Source organism: Pseudarthrobacter enclensis, from assembly GCF_001457025.1.
In the GTDB taxonomy this organism is placed as follows: domain Bacteria; phylum Actinomycetota; class Actinomycetes; order Actinomycetales; family Micrococcaceae; genus Arthrobacter; species Arthrobacter enclensis.
The window spans coordinates 295,340-310,250 of record NZ_KQ758602.1; the positions used below are offsets into that span (position 1 = coordinate 295,340).

At 66.5% G+C, this 14,911-nt stretch carries 13 protein-coding genes; 12 read left to right on the forward strand and 1 reads right to left on the reverse strand.

The genetic code is table 11. The features are described 5' to 3' along the window. The first annotated feature begins 205 nt into the window (after positions 1 to 205). From AS031_RS11860 to AS031_RS11920, 12 genes are all read left to right on the forward strand, one after another. A complete protein-coding gene (locus AS031_RS11860) occupies positions 206 to 466 on the forward strand; it encodes a hypothetical protein (RefSeq protein WP_058268351.1) in 261 nt (86 codons plus the stop codon). Between the two features lie 1,602 nt (positions 467 to 2,068). Further along, positions 2,069 to 3,349: a Y-family DNA polymerase gene (locus AS031_RS11870; RefSeq protein WP_176716542.1), complete on the forward strand. Its 1,281-nt coding sequence runs from the start codon at positions 2,069 to 2,071 to the stop codon at positions 3,347 to 3,349. 72 nt (positions 3,350 to 3,421) lie between these two features. Then, positions 3,422 to 4,471, forward strand: coding sequence for a D-2-hydroxyacid dehydrogenase (locus AS031_RS11875; protein WP_058268353.1), 1,050 nt, complete (start codon positions 3,422 to 3,424; stop codon positions 4,469 to 4,471). An 18-nt stretch (positions 4,472 to 4,489) separates the two neighbouring features. Further along, positions 4,490 to 5,227 carry a fumarylacetoacetate hydrolase family protein gene (locus AS031_RS11880; RefSeq protein ID WP_058268354.1) on the forward strand — a complete coding sequence of 246 codons (738 nt, stop codon included), beginning with the start codon at positions 4,490 to 4,492 and terminating at the stop codon, positions 5,225 to 5,227. 107 nt (positions 5,228 to 5,334) lie between these two features. After that, positions 5,335 to 6,129 carry an IclR family transcriptional regulator gene (locus AS031_RS11885; RefSeq protein ID WP_058268355.1) on the forward strand — a complete coding sequence of 265 codons (795 nt, stop codon included), beginning with the start codon at positions 5,335 to 5,337 and terminating at the stop codon, positions 6,127 to 6,129. 157 nt (positions 6,130 to 6,286) lie between these two features. Next, positions 6,287 to 7,636: an MFS transporter gene (locus tag AS031_RS11890; RefSeq protein ID WP_058268356.1), complete on the forward strand. Its 1,350-nt coding sequence runs from the start codon at positions 6,287 to 6,289 to the stop codon at positions 7,634 to 7,636. After that, a complete protein-coding gene (locus AS031_RS11895) occupies positions 7,633 to 8,544 on the forward strand; it encodes an NAD(P)-dependent oxidoreductase (protein WP_058268357.1) in 912 nt (303 codons plus the stop codon). The genes AS031_RS11890 and AS031_RS11895 overlap by 4 nt, the downstream gene beginning before the upstream one ends. Beyond that, entirely contained in the window at positions 8,541 to 9,311 is a 771-nt protein-coding gene (locus tag AS031_RS11900; RefSeq protein WP_058268358.1) for an SDR family oxidoreductase, read from the forward strand. The genes AS031_RS11895 and AS031_RS11900 overlap by 4 nt, the downstream gene beginning before the upstream one ends. Before the next feature lie 180 nt (positions 9,312 to 9,491). Beyond that, complete coding sequence (locus tag AS031_RS11905) at positions 9,492 to 10,673, forward strand: ABC transporter substrate-binding protein (RefSeq protein ID WP_058268359.1); 1,182 nt, start codon at positions 9,492 to 9,494, stop codon at positions 10,671 to 10,673. 160 nt (positions 10,674 to 10,833) lie between these two features. Next, a complete protein-coding gene (locus AS031_RS11910) occupies positions 10,834 to 11,835 on the forward strand; it encodes a matrixin family metalloprotease (protein ID WP_228379621.1) in 1,002 nt (333 codons plus the stop codon). Between the two features lie 75 nt (positions 11,836 to 11,910). Further along, entirely contained in the window at positions 11,911 to 12,633 is a 723-nt protein-coding gene (locus tag AS031_RS11915) for a VIT1/CCC1 transporter family protein (RefSeq protein ID WP_058268360.1), read from the forward strand. 48 nt (positions 12,634 to 12,681) lie between these two features. Beyond that, positions 12,682 to 13,167, forward strand: a complete 486-nt coding sequence (locus AS031_RS11920; RefSeq protein ID WP_058268361.1) for a hypothetical protein — start codon at positions 12,682 to 12,684, stop codon at positions 13,165 to 13,167. A gap of 224 nt (positions 13,168 to 13,391) precedes the next feature. On the opposite strand, the gene AS031_RS11925 is transcribed toward AS031_RS11920, so the two are convergent. After that, on the reverse strand, positions 13,392 to 14,804 hold the full coding sequence (locus AS031_RS11925) for an MBL fold metallo-hydrolase (protein ID WP_058268362.1): 1,413 nt from the start codon (positions 14,802 to 14,804) through the stop codon (positions 13,392 to 13,394). Between the last annotated feature and the right edge of the window lie 107 nt (positions 14,805 to 14,911).

Sequence of the window (14,911 nt, forward strand, 5' to 3'; positions counted from 1 at the left end):
TGCTCTCCAGCCCGAGCCGAACGTGTCTCGTAAACCAGGCGCCTCAAAACCCTAGGGTTTTGAAACGGTTCGGCGGAAAGCGTTCAGGCACCTTTGAGGTTGCCTTCCGTCTAGCCAGTTACGGGTCGACGCCTCGTTAGGGCAGGCTCCGCACCACTGGGTTGTCTAGGCTGGTTGGAAGGAAAGTCCCAAACTAGGAGTACAAATGGAGCCCGACTGGACATTCCGCATCGAGGACGAGAATGCTAGGTATTCCATTCCTCCCGACGAAGTCCGCGTTCCCCTCGAAGCAGCTGTCGCTAAGCTGCGGGAAGCTACAGAGGCTTGCAGAACTGCTGCTCTGGAACTCGGTGCCGAGATCAGAACTTCAAGTCAGGCCGGCTACGGCGTGGGCTGGATCCTCGAAACAAGCAACCTCAACAGTGGAGACTTAGAGCGGGTTCTCCGAGGGGAAGAACTTTTCTGATCAACCGATGGCCGAACGCCAATCAAGTCGGACCTACAGGAGCACTCTTCCCACTCAGCCGGTCTCATTTGGGTTGCACCTTGAGCCATTCAGTAGTGCCTTTTCTTGGCTCGGCGTAGCTTCATGCCATGGGGAAACTTGTTGGGCGGGTGCCAGCATTGGCTTTAGTGGCTGTGCTTGGCAGCGGGTGCGGCATTATTCCGACCAGTGACACTGAGACGTGCGTTGATTGGGTCAGGTTCCACTCTCCTCAAGACCTATACGACAAGGCAGGTGCGGTGTTGGTCGGTAGATCTGTGGGCGAAGACGGTAAGACTGTCATCTACGGCTATCAAGCTACGGGACACCTAATCCAGGTAGAACAAGTACTTAAGGGAAGCCCTGGGACGGGAACTGTCCGCATCCTGTCCATGCCTCAAACTTGCACCGGGGACAACTCTTACCCAAACGGTGACCCGCTTCAGGGTGCGGATCGCGTCATCATTTTCGCCTATCCGCAGGGAAGAGACTGGGTGACCATGACGCCTGAACAAGGAGTCCTGCCATTTCCGAAGGGCGCAGAGCTGCCCTTCAAGTAAGCGGCCATCGACCCTCGAAACAGCTGAATTCCTCTGTCTCATAACCTTGCCGCCTCAAAACCGAAGCGTTTCGAGACAATTTCGTGCGTAGCGTATAAGGCACCCTCACCGGGCAATTTTTCGGGCAGGGTATACGGGACACCCTGAATGTCTGCACCACAAAGCCCCAGTGTCATTTTCCGAAGTCGTCTGCACAGAATGTCCAAAGTCATCTGCGCGGCTGCTGCATGTCCGGAAGGAGATCGCTATCTGACATGGCTGTAATCGATTCTTGGTGACTGATATTGGCGGGCTCGCTATGCTGTGGGCATGAGCGGGGACAGCGCAGTTCCGTTGAGCAGAAGAATCACCGACGTCCTGGGTTTCACTGACAGCCCTCGTACTCAGGCCAAAATCTTAGAGAATTCAACTCCTATGGAGTTGCTTATCCGGGCTGTCGTTCTCACCGTATGCGTCGTCCTGTTCACTATCAGCATTCTTGTCACCCCCGACAGGGGCTCTGTTTGGTTCCTACTCGCGGACTTTTGCCTCGCGTATCCAGCCGCAATCATGTGGGTGCGTTGGCGCAAGTACCGCAAAATCTGGCCAGATCGAAAGGAAAGTAGTGACCGGTAGACGATCCCCTTACGGGCACCCGGCGCTGCTCGCAGCCCGGCTCATTGTGTCTCGTAACCTATGTGCCTCAAATCCCTAGGGTTTTGAGACTATTTCGGCGAATAGCGTTAGGCGAGGAAGAGTCAAATGTTGTCGGCCGATGCGTTCGGCCCTGCACCCCGTCCGCACCGGGGGCTCCCCAGCAGATGTTGCCGCAGCCGTGCTTCTTGAAACTTCTTGCAGTGTCAGAGCACGGCCTTAGGCTCTAGTATCGAACATAGATTCGATTGAGGGTGTGTCATGGACGCCGAGGCGGACTTTCGTGTGTTAAGTGGTCGCGGTGCAGCGACTGCGATGGAAGCGGGGAGCAGTGCACGATTGATTAGCACCAACTCCCGCTGTGAGGCTGGCCGTGGGTAAGCCCGCCCTGATGCGCCGGATGCCGCAGATCGCACACGTGGACGTCAACTGCTTCTACGCCTCCGCCGAGCGCGCGTTCGACCCCTCCCTGGAGGGGCGGCCGCTGGTGGTCCTCTCCAACAATGACGGCTGCGCCGTCACCCGCTCCCCCGAGGCCAAAGCCCTGGGGATCGCGACGGGTGAGCCGTGGTTCAAGCTCGCTCCGCGCGCCAAGGAATGGGGCCTGGTGGCCAGGTCCAGCAACTACGAACTCTACGGCGACATCAGCGCCCGGGTGATGGAGCTCCTGGGCAGGTACTCGGCCTGGCTGGAGGTTTACAGCATCGACGAGGCCTTCCTGGGGGTCAAAGGGGAACCCGACCGGCTCCTTCCCCTGGGGCGGGCCATCAAGGCAGCGGTGCGGAAGCACGTGGGCGTCCCGGTCTGCGTGGGCATCGCCCCCACCAAGACACTGGCCAAGCTGTGCAACAAGTGGGCCAAAAACAACCCGGCCTTCGGCGGCGTGTGCCTCTGGGACGCCGTACCCGGGGAGGTCAAGGACAGCCTGCTCGCGCGGCTGCCAGTGGACGAAATCTGGGGCATCGCGGGACGGCTGACCAGGCGGCTCAACGTCCTGGGGATCTTCACCGTTCAGGACCTGATCCGCGCCGACCCCGTCATGATCCGCCACAAGTTCTCGGTGGTGCTGATGCGCACGGTCCTGGAACTGCGGGGCACACCCTGCATCCCCATGGAGGAAGAACGGATCGGCCGCGACCAGCTGATCTTCTCGCGATCCTTCGCGACCCCCGTCAGCACGGCCGACGGCCTGCGGCAGGTGCTCAGCATCTACGGGCAGCAGGCGAGCGCCCGGCTGTCCAAGCACGGGCTGCAGGCGAAGGTGCTGACGGCGTTCGCCGCCACATCCCCGTTCCGGCAGCAGGAGCAGGCGTTCCCGTCAGTGTGCGTGCCGTTGCCCATGCCGACGGCGGACCCGTTGCTGCTGACCAAAGCAGCGCACGCACTGCTGCCCCGGATCCAGAACGGAATCCAGTACGCCAAGGCCGGGATCATGCTGACCGACCTCCGGCCTACAGGGAACCAGCCGCCGCTGGAGCCGTTCGAGAACCGCCACGAGGAACGCGGCATCGGCCCGCTGCTCGAGGACGTCAGCCGGCGGTTCGGACGGGGCTCCATCGGGCTGGGGCACGCGGGCATCAGGACGGGGCTGGACTGGACCATGAAACGCGATATGCGCTCCCCCCGGTACACCACCCACTGGGACGAACTGCCCGTGGTCCGGGCGGCGTAGCAGCGGACAGGAGCATACAAAAAATTCCATTAGCTGTTCAGCATGTTAGCCATCAGACAGTATAGTGAACGAATGACTTCCAAAACCGTGGCCATCGCCGTCCCGCTCGAAGCAGAGCTGGTGGACCGCATCCGCGCCGTCGATCCCTCCGTCACCGTCCTCTATGAACCCGACCTCCTGCCACCGGAACGCTTCCCGGCTGACCACGCAGGCGACCCCGCCTTCACGCGAACATCCGAGCAGGAGGAACGCTACTGGGCCATGCTCAACAGCGCCGACGTCCTGTACGGCTTCCCCAATGAAAGCCCCGCAGGGCTGGCCCGCATCGCCGCAGAGAACCCGAAGCTAGAGTGGATCCACGCCATGGCCGCGGGAGCGGGCGGGGCGGCCAAGGCGTCCGGACTCAGTGCAGCTGCCCTGCAGAAGTTCCGGATCACCACCTCCGCCGGCGTTCACGCTCTTCCCCTGGCGGAATTCGCGGCATTGGGAATCCTGAACGGCTTCAAGCGCAGCGCCGAACTGGCCCAGGACCAGGCTGCGAAGGCCTGGCCCGACCTGCGCGTCCCCACCCGCCTGGTGAACGGCTCCACCCTGGTGGTCAGCGGCCTCGGCGAAATCGGGCTGGAAACCGCCCGGATAGCCCGGGCCCTGGGCATGAAGGTCAGCGGCAGCAAGCGGAGCGTCGAACCTATCGAAGGCATCGACCAGGTGGTGGACAACGCCGGCCTTCCGGCCCTCCTGGCCACGGCAGACGCCGTCGTCAACACCCTGCCCGGGACCGAATATACGGAGAAGCTGTTCAACCGGGAACTGTTTGCCGCCATGAAGCCCGGAACCACCTTCGTCAACGTGGGCCGCGGAACGGTGGTGGACGAGGACGCGCTCCTCGAGGCGCTGGACAACGGGCAGGTGGGCTACGCCTGCCTGGACGTCTTCGCCGTCGAACCGCTGCCGCAGGACAGCCCCCTGTGGAGCCACCCCAAGGTCATGGTTTCCCCGCACACCTCTGCCCTCAGTGCCGCCGAGAACCGCCTGATCACCGAACGGTTCTGCAGCAACCTCCGCATTTTCCTGGACGGCGGGGACCTCCCCCACGTCGTTGACACGGTCCACTTCTACTAGGCCGGACGGGGAGGAACCATGCGGATAGCCAGAATCAGCACGCCGACGGGGCCGCAGCACGCGGTGGACCGAGCCGGCACCTGGGCCCACATCGTTGACCCGTTCGAGGAGCCGCTGTGTTACACCGGCGGCAGCACGCCGCACGGTGACGCGGAACTCCTGCCCCCGGTGGCACCTGCCGTGGTGCTCGGCATTGGCCACAACCTGACCCTGAACGAGCACCCGCTGCCCCTCCAGGCGTGGCACAAGTCGGCGCACACCGTGGCAGCTCCGGGCGAGGAGATCGTGGCAGCCCGCAACCGCGGAACCGTCAACGCCGAGGGCGAGCTCGCCGTCGTCATCGGGAAGACGGCGGCGGGCCTGACGGCGGAGAACGCGCTGGAGCACGTCCTCGGCTACACCTGCGTCAATGACGTCACCAACGTGGACCAGGGCGCGGTGGACGAACGGAACTTCCAGGGCAAATCGGGCGTCAACTACACGCCGCTGGGGCCCTGGATAGAAACCTCCCTGCCGGACCCGGAACAGGCGGGCATCGAAGTGCGCGTCAACGGGGTGGCCCGGGCGCAGTCAGGAACGTTCAACCTGCCCTCCACGGTGGTGGACTGCCTGGTCTACGTCACCTCGTGGCTGACCCTGGAGCCCGGGGACGTCGTCATGACCGGCGCGCCGGGGACCGCAGTGCCCGTGGCGCCCGGGGACCGGGTGGACATTGTGGTGGAAGGCATCGGAACGCTGAGCAGCACGGTTTCCTGACCGCAGCATCCGGCCGGCGGGGCCCTTATGATGGATAGCGTTCAGTTGACTGAACGGTGCTGACTGTGGCGCGCAGTCCATCAGCCCCGGCAACCCAAAGGAGAATCATGGCCGATTCCCGCACCCCCGCCCCGGACAAGTCGGGAGCCGCATCGCCGGCCCCGGCCGTTACCCGGGCCGCCGCCGTCCTTGATGCCCTGGCAGCGTCAGCCACGGGCCGCCTGACCCTCAGCGACCTATCGCGCGAGGTCGGCATCCCCAAGTCCTCCACCTCCAACCTCCTCCTGGCACTGGAAGAGGCCCGGCTGATCACCAGGCACGGGTCCGAATTCACGCTGGGCCGCAAACTCGTGGAACTCGGCGCCGCCTACCTTGGCCGCATGGACGAGGTCCAGGAGTTCTACCGCTACTGCGAGCAGGCCTCCGTCCTGTCCCGCGAAACGGTCCGCATCGCCATGCTGGACGGAACCAACGTCATCTATCTGGCCCGCTACGAGGGGCACCCCGCGGTGCGGCTTACCTCCAACATCGGCGACAAGATGCCGGTCTCGCTCTGCGCCGTCGGAAAGGCGCTGATTGCCCGGCTTAACTGGCATGACATCGACGAGATGTTCCCGGACACGGCGGAACTGCCGGTCATGACGCCGAAGTCGCTGCGCACCGGCGCCGAACTGAAGGCACAGCTGAAGGAGATCCGCGAGCAGGGTTTCGCGTTCGAGGACGAGGAATCCACCACCGGCGTGGTGTGCCTTGCCGTCTCCGTTCCCACGCGCGGGGCCCATGGCCCCAGCCTGGGCCTGTCCGTGACCGCGCTTAAGGCCACCTACACCCAGGAACAGGGCTCCCAGATGGTCAAGGAACTCAAGGAACTGGCCCACTCGCTGGGCAACCCCATGGGATAAGCGCCCCACAGCGGGTCCCGCCCCTCAACAAAATAGCGAAAACTGTTGCCAGTCGTTCAGCTTGCTGTATTGTGTTCAGCATAGTGATCGACACAACAGGTGTTGCCGCTATCCCACCAGGCCAACGGGGGCCTGGAGTGCGTTAGAGGGAGTTCTCGTGACAACTCGTACTAAATCACCGCAGACCGCCACCGATGGCGCCGCCGTCGATCCGGAACAGCTGCGAAGGGCAACACTTGCCAGCTCCGTGGGCTCCGCCCTGGAGTACTACGACTTCTACATCTACGGCCTGGCCTCGGCCTTGATCTTCGGACCTCTGTTCTTTGCCCCGCTGGGCGAGAGCGGCGCGGTCATCGCATCCTTCGCGACCTACGGCGTGGGGTTCGCCGCCCGGCCGTTCGGCGGCGTGGTGTTCGGCTACATCGGGGACCGGTTCGGCCGCAAGATGGTGCTGATCCTGACCATTGGCCTGATGGGCATGGCCAGCTTCGCCATCGGCCTGCTGCCCACGTTCGAACAGGCAGGGATGCTCGGAGCGGTGCTGCTGGTGACGCTCCGCATCCTGCAGGGCCTGGGCGCAGGTGCCGAGCAGGCAGGCGCCACCACCCTGATCTCCGAGGTGGCCCCGCGCCGCCGTCGTGGTTTCTTCGCCTCGCTGCCGTTCGTGGGCATCCAGCTGGGCACCCTCCTGGGCGCAGGCACGTTCGCCCTGATGGCCCTGGCGGACAAGGAAGTCCTGCAGGGCTGGCTCTGGCGGGTGCCTTTCCTGGCCAGCGTCGTCCTGATCGTCATCGCCGTGTTCATCCGGCTCAAGCTCAAGGAAACACCAGTGTTCCAGGAGCTGGAGAAGCACAAGGCCGTGGTCAAGAACCCCGTGGGCCAGATCTGGAAGCACTCCAAGAAGAACGTCCTGGTGGGCATCGGCCTGCGGATGGGCGAAAACGGAAACTCGTCCATCTATTCGGCCCTCCTGGTGTCCTTCATCAGCATGCCTGCAGGCGTGTTCGCCGGTGACAAGTTCATTGGCCCCACCGGCCTGCTGATCGCTGCCGGCTTCGCCGCGGTGCTGGTGGTTGCGTTCGGTGCCCTGTCCGACCGCTTCGGCCGGGTCCCGGTCTACCGCTACGGCGCCCTGTTCCAGGCGGTCATTGCACTGCCGGCCTTCTACCTGGTCACGCTGGGCAACGTCACCCTGGTCTGGGTGGTCATGGTGGTGGGCATCGCCCTGGGCGTCCAGTCCATGCTCGGCCCGCAGTGCGCACTGCTGCCGGAACTCTTCGGATCCCAGCACCGCTTCACCGGCGTGGCCCTCAGCCGCGAGATTTCCGCGGTGTTCGCCGGCGGCTTCGCGCCCATGATCGGCGTGGCGCTGCTCGCGGCCACCAACCACTCCTGGCTGGTGCCGGCCCTGTACTCGCTGGTGCTGGCGGGCATCTCGTTCGCCACCACGTTCTTCACTCCGGAGACGAACGGCCGCGACCTGGTGGTCGTCGAGGATGCCCGGTGACCCAGGGCCGCGTCGGGTTCGTGGGCCTCGGCCTGATGGGTGCGCCCATGGCCGCCAACCTGGTCAGGGCCGGCTGGAGGGTCACCGGCTGGAACCGCTCCCCCGCGGCCATCCGGGACCTTGAGCTTCTCGGGGGCGCCGGCGCCGGGAGCGTCGAGGACCTGCGCGACGAGCCGGTCATCATCTTCATGCTCCCCGACCTGCCTGTCATCGAGGAGGCCGCGGCCGGGCTCCTCGATTCCTGGCGGCAGGAGCCGCCGGCGCCGGGAACCCTCGTGGTGGTGATGAGCAGCGTCTCCCCGGTGGGCGTGCAGGCGTTTGGCCAGGCGGTGGCCGACGCATCCGCAGGAAACGCCTCGGTGATCGACGCACCGGTCAGCGGCGGAACCGTCGGCGCGCAGCGGGGAACCCTGGCCATCATGGCCGGCGGAACCGCCGCCGACTTTGGCCGGGCACGGCCCGTCCTGGAGGCCATGGGCAGTTCGGTCCGGCTCTTGGGAGGACTCGGTGCCGGGTCGCTGGCCAAGGCCTGCAACCAGCTCGTCGTGGGAACCACGACGGCGGCACTCGCCGAAGCCGCGGAACTCGCCGAGCGCTCCGGGCTGGACGTCGAAGCGCTGTTTGAGGTCCTGTCCGGAGGCCTGGCCGCCAGCCGCGTGCTGGAAGTCGTGGGACCGCGGCTGGCCGCGAAGGACTACACGCCCACCGGCCCGGCAAAGTTCATGCTGAAGGACCTCTCCTTCGTGCGGGACAGCGCGGACGCTGCCGGAACCGCCGCGCCCATGGCGGCCGCCGGCGTGGGCCTTTACGCGGAACTCGTGGCCCAGGGCCTCGGCGACCAGGACCTCGCCGTGGTCCGACAGGCCATTGCCAACCTCAGCGCAGCCGGAATCGGGCAGCTCCCATGAGCGGGCTGTTCGACCTGACCGGCCGCGTCGCGCTGGTGACCGGTTCGAGCCGCGGCATTGGGTCCTCCCTCGCCCGGGCACTGGCCGACGCCGGCGCCACGGTGGTGCTCAACGGCGTCACCCCGGAACGGCTCAAGGAAGCCGAAACGGCGCTCGCCGCCGACTTCCCGCCCGGACGCATCACCAGCATCGCCTTCGACGTCACCGACGGCGACGCCGCCGCCGGCAGCATCGCCTGGATCGAGGAGAACGTCGGCCCGCTGGACATCCTGGTCAACAACGCCGGCATCCAGCACCGCGTCCCCATGCTGGACCTGGACGTGGCCGACTGGGAACGGGTCATCTCCACCGACCTCACCAGCGCGTTCCTGGTGGGCCGGGAAGCCGCCCGGCACATGATCCCCCGCGGACGGGGCAAGATCATCAACATCTGCTCGGTGCAGACAGACCTGGCCCGCCCCACCATCGCCCCCTACGTCGCAGCCAAGGGCGGACTGCGGAACCTCACCCGTGCCATGACCGCCGAGTGGGCCGCCTCCGGCCTGCAGATCAACGGCATCGCCCCCGGCTACATCCACACCGAAATGACCCAGAACCTGGTGGACGACGAACAGTTCAACACCTGGATCCTGGGCCGCACCCCCGCCCACCGCTGGGGCACCCCGCAGGACCTCGCAGGACCCGTGGTCTGGCTCGCCTCGGCCGGATCCGACTTCGTCAACGGCCAAACAATCTTCATCGACGGCGGAATGACGGTGGTGGTTTAGCGGAAGCCGGCAACCGCTTTTCCGGGTGCCGGCAAGACGCTGCGCGACGTTCCGTGACGCTCCGCGACGCCGGATTGCGGCTTCGCGTCGTCCCGTGAACGCCTGCTACACGCATCATTGTGGGCCTGCCGGGTGCTCCGTAATCTCGTCTCAGCACCCGCCCCAGCAAAGGAAATTCCCATGGCAGACCCCCAGGACACGAGTCCGCAGAACCCCGGAAACTCCACCCGCATCGTCGCGGGCCAGGCCGCGCCCAAGCGCCCACTGGGCCTGAAGATCGGCATCGCCGCCGCCGTCCTCGCCCTCGTGGGAGGCGGCGCCGCCGTCGCCTCCGCCGTCAACGCGAACAACGCCTCCACCGCGCCCGCAGCGGACGCCGCCCCGGCCGGCAACCCGGCCGCCGAACTGAAGCTCGGCTACTTCGGCAACGTCACCCACGCCCCGGCGCTCGTCGGCGTCAGCAAGGGATTCATCAAGGACGAACTCGGCGACACCAAGCTCAGCACCCAGGTCTTCAATGCCGGCCCCGCGGCCATCGAAGCCCTGAACGCCGGCGCCATCGACGCCACCTACATTGGCCCCAACCCCGCCATCAACTCCTTCGTGAAGAGCCAGGGCGAGTCCATCAACATCATTGCCGGTGCCGCGGCAGGTGGCGCGCAGCTGGTGGTCAAGCCGGAAATCAGCTCCGCCGCGGACCTCAAGGGCAAGACCCTCGCCTCCCCGCAGCTCGGCGGCACCCAGGACGTGGCCCTCCGCGCCTGGCTGGCCTCCCAGGGCTACAAAACCAACGTGGACGGCAGCGGCGACGTGGCCATCAACCCCACCGAAAACGCCCAGACCCTGAAGCTGTTCCAGGACGGAAAGCTCGACGGCGCGTGGCTGCCCGAGCCCTGGGCGTCCCGCTTGGTGTTGAACGCCGGCGCCAAGGTGCTGGTGGATGAAAAGGACCTGTGGGACGGTTCGCTGTCCGGCAAGCCCGGCGAATTTCCCACCACCATCCTGATCGTCAACCAGAAGTTCGCCGCCGAGCACCCGGACACCGTCAAGGCTCTCCTGAAGGGCCACGCCAAGTCGGTGGAGTGGCTGAACGGCGCCGCAACCGAGGAGAAAGCCACCGTCATCAACGCCGCCCTCAAGGAAGCGGCCGGCGCCGAGCTGAAACCGGACGTGATCGACCGTTCCCTGAAGAACATCGTGTTCACCGTGGACCCGCTGGCCGGCACCTACCAGAAGCTGCTGGCCGACGGCGTCACCGCCGGGACCACCAAGCAGGCAGACATCAACGGCATCTTCGACCTCCGGGCGCTCAACGAGGTGACCGGTGAGAAAACCTCCGCCGCCAACCTCGGCAAGGAGTAGCTTCCAACAAGGCCAAGGACACCCGTCCGGCAGGAACGGCAGTACGCCGGCCGGCCGGGTGGGTGCCTTTTTCCTGCGCAAATCCTGCGCTTTCCTGCCGGGACTGTGCCCGCTGGCGCCCCTAAGCTGGGTGGGGTTTCAGCAGCACATGGGGGATGCAGTGGATGACGCAGGCAGGGACGGCGGCTCTTGGCCGGGCGGGTACGACGGCGGACTGCCGCCGCGCGTGCGGCGGTCACCGAGCGGACGGATTCCGCAATGGGCCATCGACGAGGCTTTCGGCCGGCTGGAAGCGCCGGCTCCGTGGCGGGGTGTGGAACAGCAGCCTGCCCGGAAGCGGCCCTGGTCCCGGCGGCGCTACCGTTCACCGCTGCGCAGGCGGCGCTTCCTCACCATGCTGGGCGTTGCGCTCGTGGTGTGCCTGTACTTCGCGCCGTCGTTCGTCAGCCGCGTAGTGATGCCATTCGCCGCCCCGTACCTGCCCGGCGCCACCGTTCCCCCGCCGGGGTACGAGGCAGCACCCGCTCCCCTGGGTACGCCGCCGGCCGGCACCGGGTCCACCGCGTTTGTCCTGCAGGATGTGCCGGACGGGGACCAGCCGTTCGCGGCCTACGATCCCTGCCGTCCCGTCCATTACGTGGCCCGGCCGGACCATGCCATTCCCGGCGGGGAAACCCTGATCCGGGAAGCAGTGGCAGCGGCGTCCGCGGCTACCGGCCTGCAGTTCGTCGACGACGGCACCACCACCGAGTCCCCGGCGGACAAACGGAAGGCTTTCCAGCCGGACCGGTACGGGAAACGCTGGGCTCCGGTGCTGATCACCTGGTCCACGCCGCAGGAAACACCCGGGCTGGCCGGTGACATCGCGGGCGACGGCGGCAGCAACTACGTGCAGGCGCCGGGGCAGCCGCTGGTCCTCGTGGCTGGCCAGATCCGGCTGGACGCCCCGGACCTCGCCGGCATCCTGGCCGGCCGTCCCGACGGGGCCGCGCAGGTGAGGGCGGTGATCATGCACGAGTGGGGCCATGTCCTGGGCCTGGACCACGTCGACGATCCCGGCCAGCTCATGCATGCGGAGAACAAAGGCCTGCTCGACTTCGCGGCAGGCGACCGGGCCGGGCTGGCGCTGCTGGGCAGCGGCCCCTGCGTCCCGCAACTGTGAGCCCCAGTCCCGGTACGGGATAGGGTATGCAAACCTGCATGGCCCCGGGGGCGTCCGGGTGTTTTACTTGCCCCTATGACCGAGTTGCTGCAGCAGCACCCCAATGAACCCCATGACGAAAGCATCGCGGCGCGGCTGAACTGGCTGCGCGCCGGCGTCCTCGGCGCCAACGACGGCATCGTGTCAGTGGCCGCCACGGTGGTGGGCGTGGCCGGTGTGACCAACGACGTCGCCCCCATCCTGGTGGCAGGGGCGGCGGCCGTGGTGGGCGGTGCCGTTTCCATGGCGCTGGGCGAATACGTGTCCGTCAGCAGCCAAAGCGACAGCCAGCGCGCCCTGATCGAAAAGGAACGCCAGGAACTGCGGGACGATCCCGACGGTGAACTCGCGGAGCTCGCCGCGATCTACCAGGCCAAGGGCCTCACCGAGGCGACGGCGCGGACCGTGGCCAGGGAACTCACCGACCATGACGCGCTGGGCGCCCACCTCGAGGCAGAGCTGAAGATCGATGAGACCGAGGTGGTCAGTGCCTGGCACGCAGCGTTTGCGTCCGCCGTCGCCTTCACCGTCGGCGCGATCCTGCCGCTGCTGGCGATCGTCCTGCCGCCGGCGGAAATCCGGATCCCGCTGACGTTCGTGGCCGTGGTGGTCGCCCTGGCCATCACCGGCTCGGTCAGCGCCCGGATCGGCGGCAGCTCCAAGCGGAAGGCGACGTTGCGCCTGGTGCTGGGCGGCGCCCTCGCCATGGCCTTCACCTACGGCGTGGGCCTGCTGCTGGGAACCACCGGAATCGTCTGACCCGGCCTTTGGCCTCGTACTGCTGCACACCATTACCAGGAGCACTGCATGTTGGAGATCGGCGGCCTTCCGGCCCATATCCTTTTGGTCCACGGCGTCGTTGTCCTTGCACCGTTGGCGGGACTGATGGCTGTGGTTTTCGCGCTCTGGCAGCGCAGCAGGACATACCTCGCGTGGCCGCTGGGTGTCCTGGCCGTGCTGCTGGTGCCGCTGTCCGTTCTGACCGCGGAGGCCGGCGAACAGCTTGAGAAGGCGAAACCTGCCTCGCAGCTCATCCACGAACATGCGGAGCAGGGCAGCTTCTTCCGCATCGTGACGGCCGTTTTCCTGGTGGTCGCGGCGGCGCAGATCCTGGCAGCGTTTCCGTCCGCTGCAACCCGCTGGGCGGCGCTCCGCGGTGCCGGGAAGGCGCTGGCAGCGCGGTGGCTTGTACCGGCCACCTCGGTGCTGGGCGTGGTGGCCGGGTTGTTCCTGGTCTACGAGGCCGTGGTGACGGGCCACTCCGGTTCGGCGTCGGTCTGGAGCGGCACCTAGGACAGCGGCGCCGCGGGGCGGTGGTCGCCGCCGCGCATCCGCCTCCCCGCGCTGAGGCCTGGCAGGTGGGCGTGAAGGTGCCCGGGCGCGCTTGGGGGAAGCGCACCCGGGCGGGTAGCCCGCAGGGTTGGGGGTAACGCTGCGGGCGTGCCCGCGCCGTTCGGGGAAACGTGCGCGGGCGGAGCCCGGGCGGGAGGGGGGTCCTGCCCGGGCGGTCTGTGAGGTTAGTGTGCTGCCATGGCGTTCGGCATGGACTGCTGCCACATGTTCCAGGCCGCGTAGCTGCCGTCAAGTTCGACGACGTCGTGCCCGTCACGGCGCAGGGCGCTGGCGGCGACGGAGTTCCGGACGCCGGACTGGCAGTAGGTGACGATGGTGCCGTTGGCGGGAAGCTCGTCCAGGTGCCACATCACGCGGCCGCCGCTGAGCTGGTGGGAGCCGGGGATGTGTCCGGCCTTGTGCTCGGTCTTGTTGCGGACGTCCAGGACCATGGCGGCGTCGAAGCCGGCCAGCTCTTCAGGCTGGATGAGCTTGGGGGTGAAGCTGGGCAGTTCCTCGATGCCGGTGACATATCCGGCCACGTTGTCGATGCCCACGCGGACCAGGTGGTCCCACATGCCCATGGCCTCGTCCTGCCCGCCGGCCAGCAGCACCAGCGGGTTCTGGTCCGTCTCCGGGTTCACCACCCACGCTCCGTAACTGGCCACCGATTTGCCGGCCGGGACGTTCAGGGACCGGACCACGGTGCCTTCATGGACGTCGTTGTGGGAACGGGTGTCAATAAAGGTCAGGGTGTCTTCTTCGAGGCCGGCGGCGACGATGCCGGTGGAAAGCTCCGGCAGCGGGGCGCGTTCACCCATGACGGCAGGGCCTACCCGGTTTTCGCGCTTCATGCGGCCGAAGTAGGCGTGCGCATCCGGCTGGCCGTCGAGGAGTTCGTCGATGAAGCCCTGTTCATCGTTGGCGGCCAGGTACGGACCCCACCAGGCGTAGAGCCGTTCGTAGCCCACCGTGGAGGACGGAATGGCGCCAAGGGCCTTGCCGCAGGCACTGCCGGCGCCGTGGGCCGGGTGGACCTGCACGTAGTCCGGCAGGGTGAGGAACTTGTCCCGCAGGCTGGCGAAGAGCTGCCTGGCACCCTCAAACCGGGTGTCCACGCCGCCGGCAGCCTCGTCCAGCAGGTCGGGACGTCCCAGGTCGCCGGAGAACACGAAGTCACCGGAGAGCAGGTAGCCGGGCTGGTCACTGAAGGCGCCGTCAGTGACCAGGAAGGACAGGTGCTCCGGCGTGTGGCCCGGGGTGTGGAGGGCCTTGATGCTGATGTTGCCGAGCGTGATGGCGTCGCCGTCGTGGAGCCGCTCGCCGTCGAATTCGTACTGCCAGTCCGGGCCGCCTTCACCGGAAACATAAATCCTGGCGCCGGTGGCGGCTGCCAGTTCACGGGTACCGGAAAGGTAGTCGGCATGGATGTGGGTTTCGGTGACGGCCACGATCTTCATGCCGTTCTTCGCGGCGAGGTCCTGGTAGACGGCGATGTCGCGGCGTCCGTCCACGACAATGGCTTCACCCTTGGCCTGGCAGCCGATCAGGTAGCTGGCCTGGGCGAGGTCTTCGTCGTAGATGCGCTCGATAAGCATGTGGTGCACTCCTTCGTGGAGTAGGTGGTGGGGTGTTCTGCAATCAGTTTAGATACCCCCGGGGGTATCTTGCAAGTGCGCTGCGGCCGGGAATTTCCGGCGCGGAA

Excerpts from the sequence above, each read along its gene's own strand:
- AS031_RS11860 (WP_058268351.1), top strand. The coding sequence starts at position 206 with ATGGAGCCCGACTGGACATTCCGCATCGAGGACGAGAATGCTAGGTAT.
- AS031_RS11870 (WP_176716542.1), top strand. The coding sequence starts at position 2,069 with ATGCGCCGGATGCCGCAGATCGCACACGTGGACGTCAACTGCTTCTAC.
- AS031_RS11875 (WP_058268353.1), top strand. The coding sequence starts at position 3,422 with ATGACTTCCAAAACCGTGGCCATCGCCGTCCCGCTCGAAGCAGAGCTG.
- AS031_RS11880 (WP_058268354.1), top strand. The coding sequence starts at position 4,490 with ATGCGGATAGCCAGAATCAGCACGCCGACGGGGCCGCAGCACGCGGTG.
- AS031_RS11885 (WP_058268355.1), top strand. The coding sequence starts at position 5,335 with ATGGCCGATTCCCGCACCCCCGCCCCGGACAAGTCGGGAGCCGCATCG.
- AS031_RS11900 (WP_058268358.1), top strand. The coding sequence starts at position 8,541 with ATGAGCGGGCTGTTCGACCTGACCGGCCGCGTCGCGCTGGTGACCGGT.
- AS031_RS11905 (WP_058268359.1), top strand. The coding sequence starts at position 9,492 with ATGGCAGACCCCCAGGACACGAGTCCGCAGAACCCCGGAAACTCCACC.
- AS031_RS11915 (WP_058268360.1), top strand. The coding sequence starts at position 11,911 with ATGACCGAGTTGCTGCAGCAGCACCCCAATGAACCCCATGACGAAAGC.
- AS031_RS11920 (WP_058268361.1), top strand. The coding sequence starts at position 12,682 with ATGTTGGAGATCGGCGGCCTTCCGGCCCATATCCTTTTGGTCCACGGC.
- AS031_RS11925 (WP_058268362.1), bottom strand. The coding sequence starts at position 14,804 with ATGCTTATCGAGCGCATCTACGACGAAGACCTCGCCCAGGCCAGCTAC.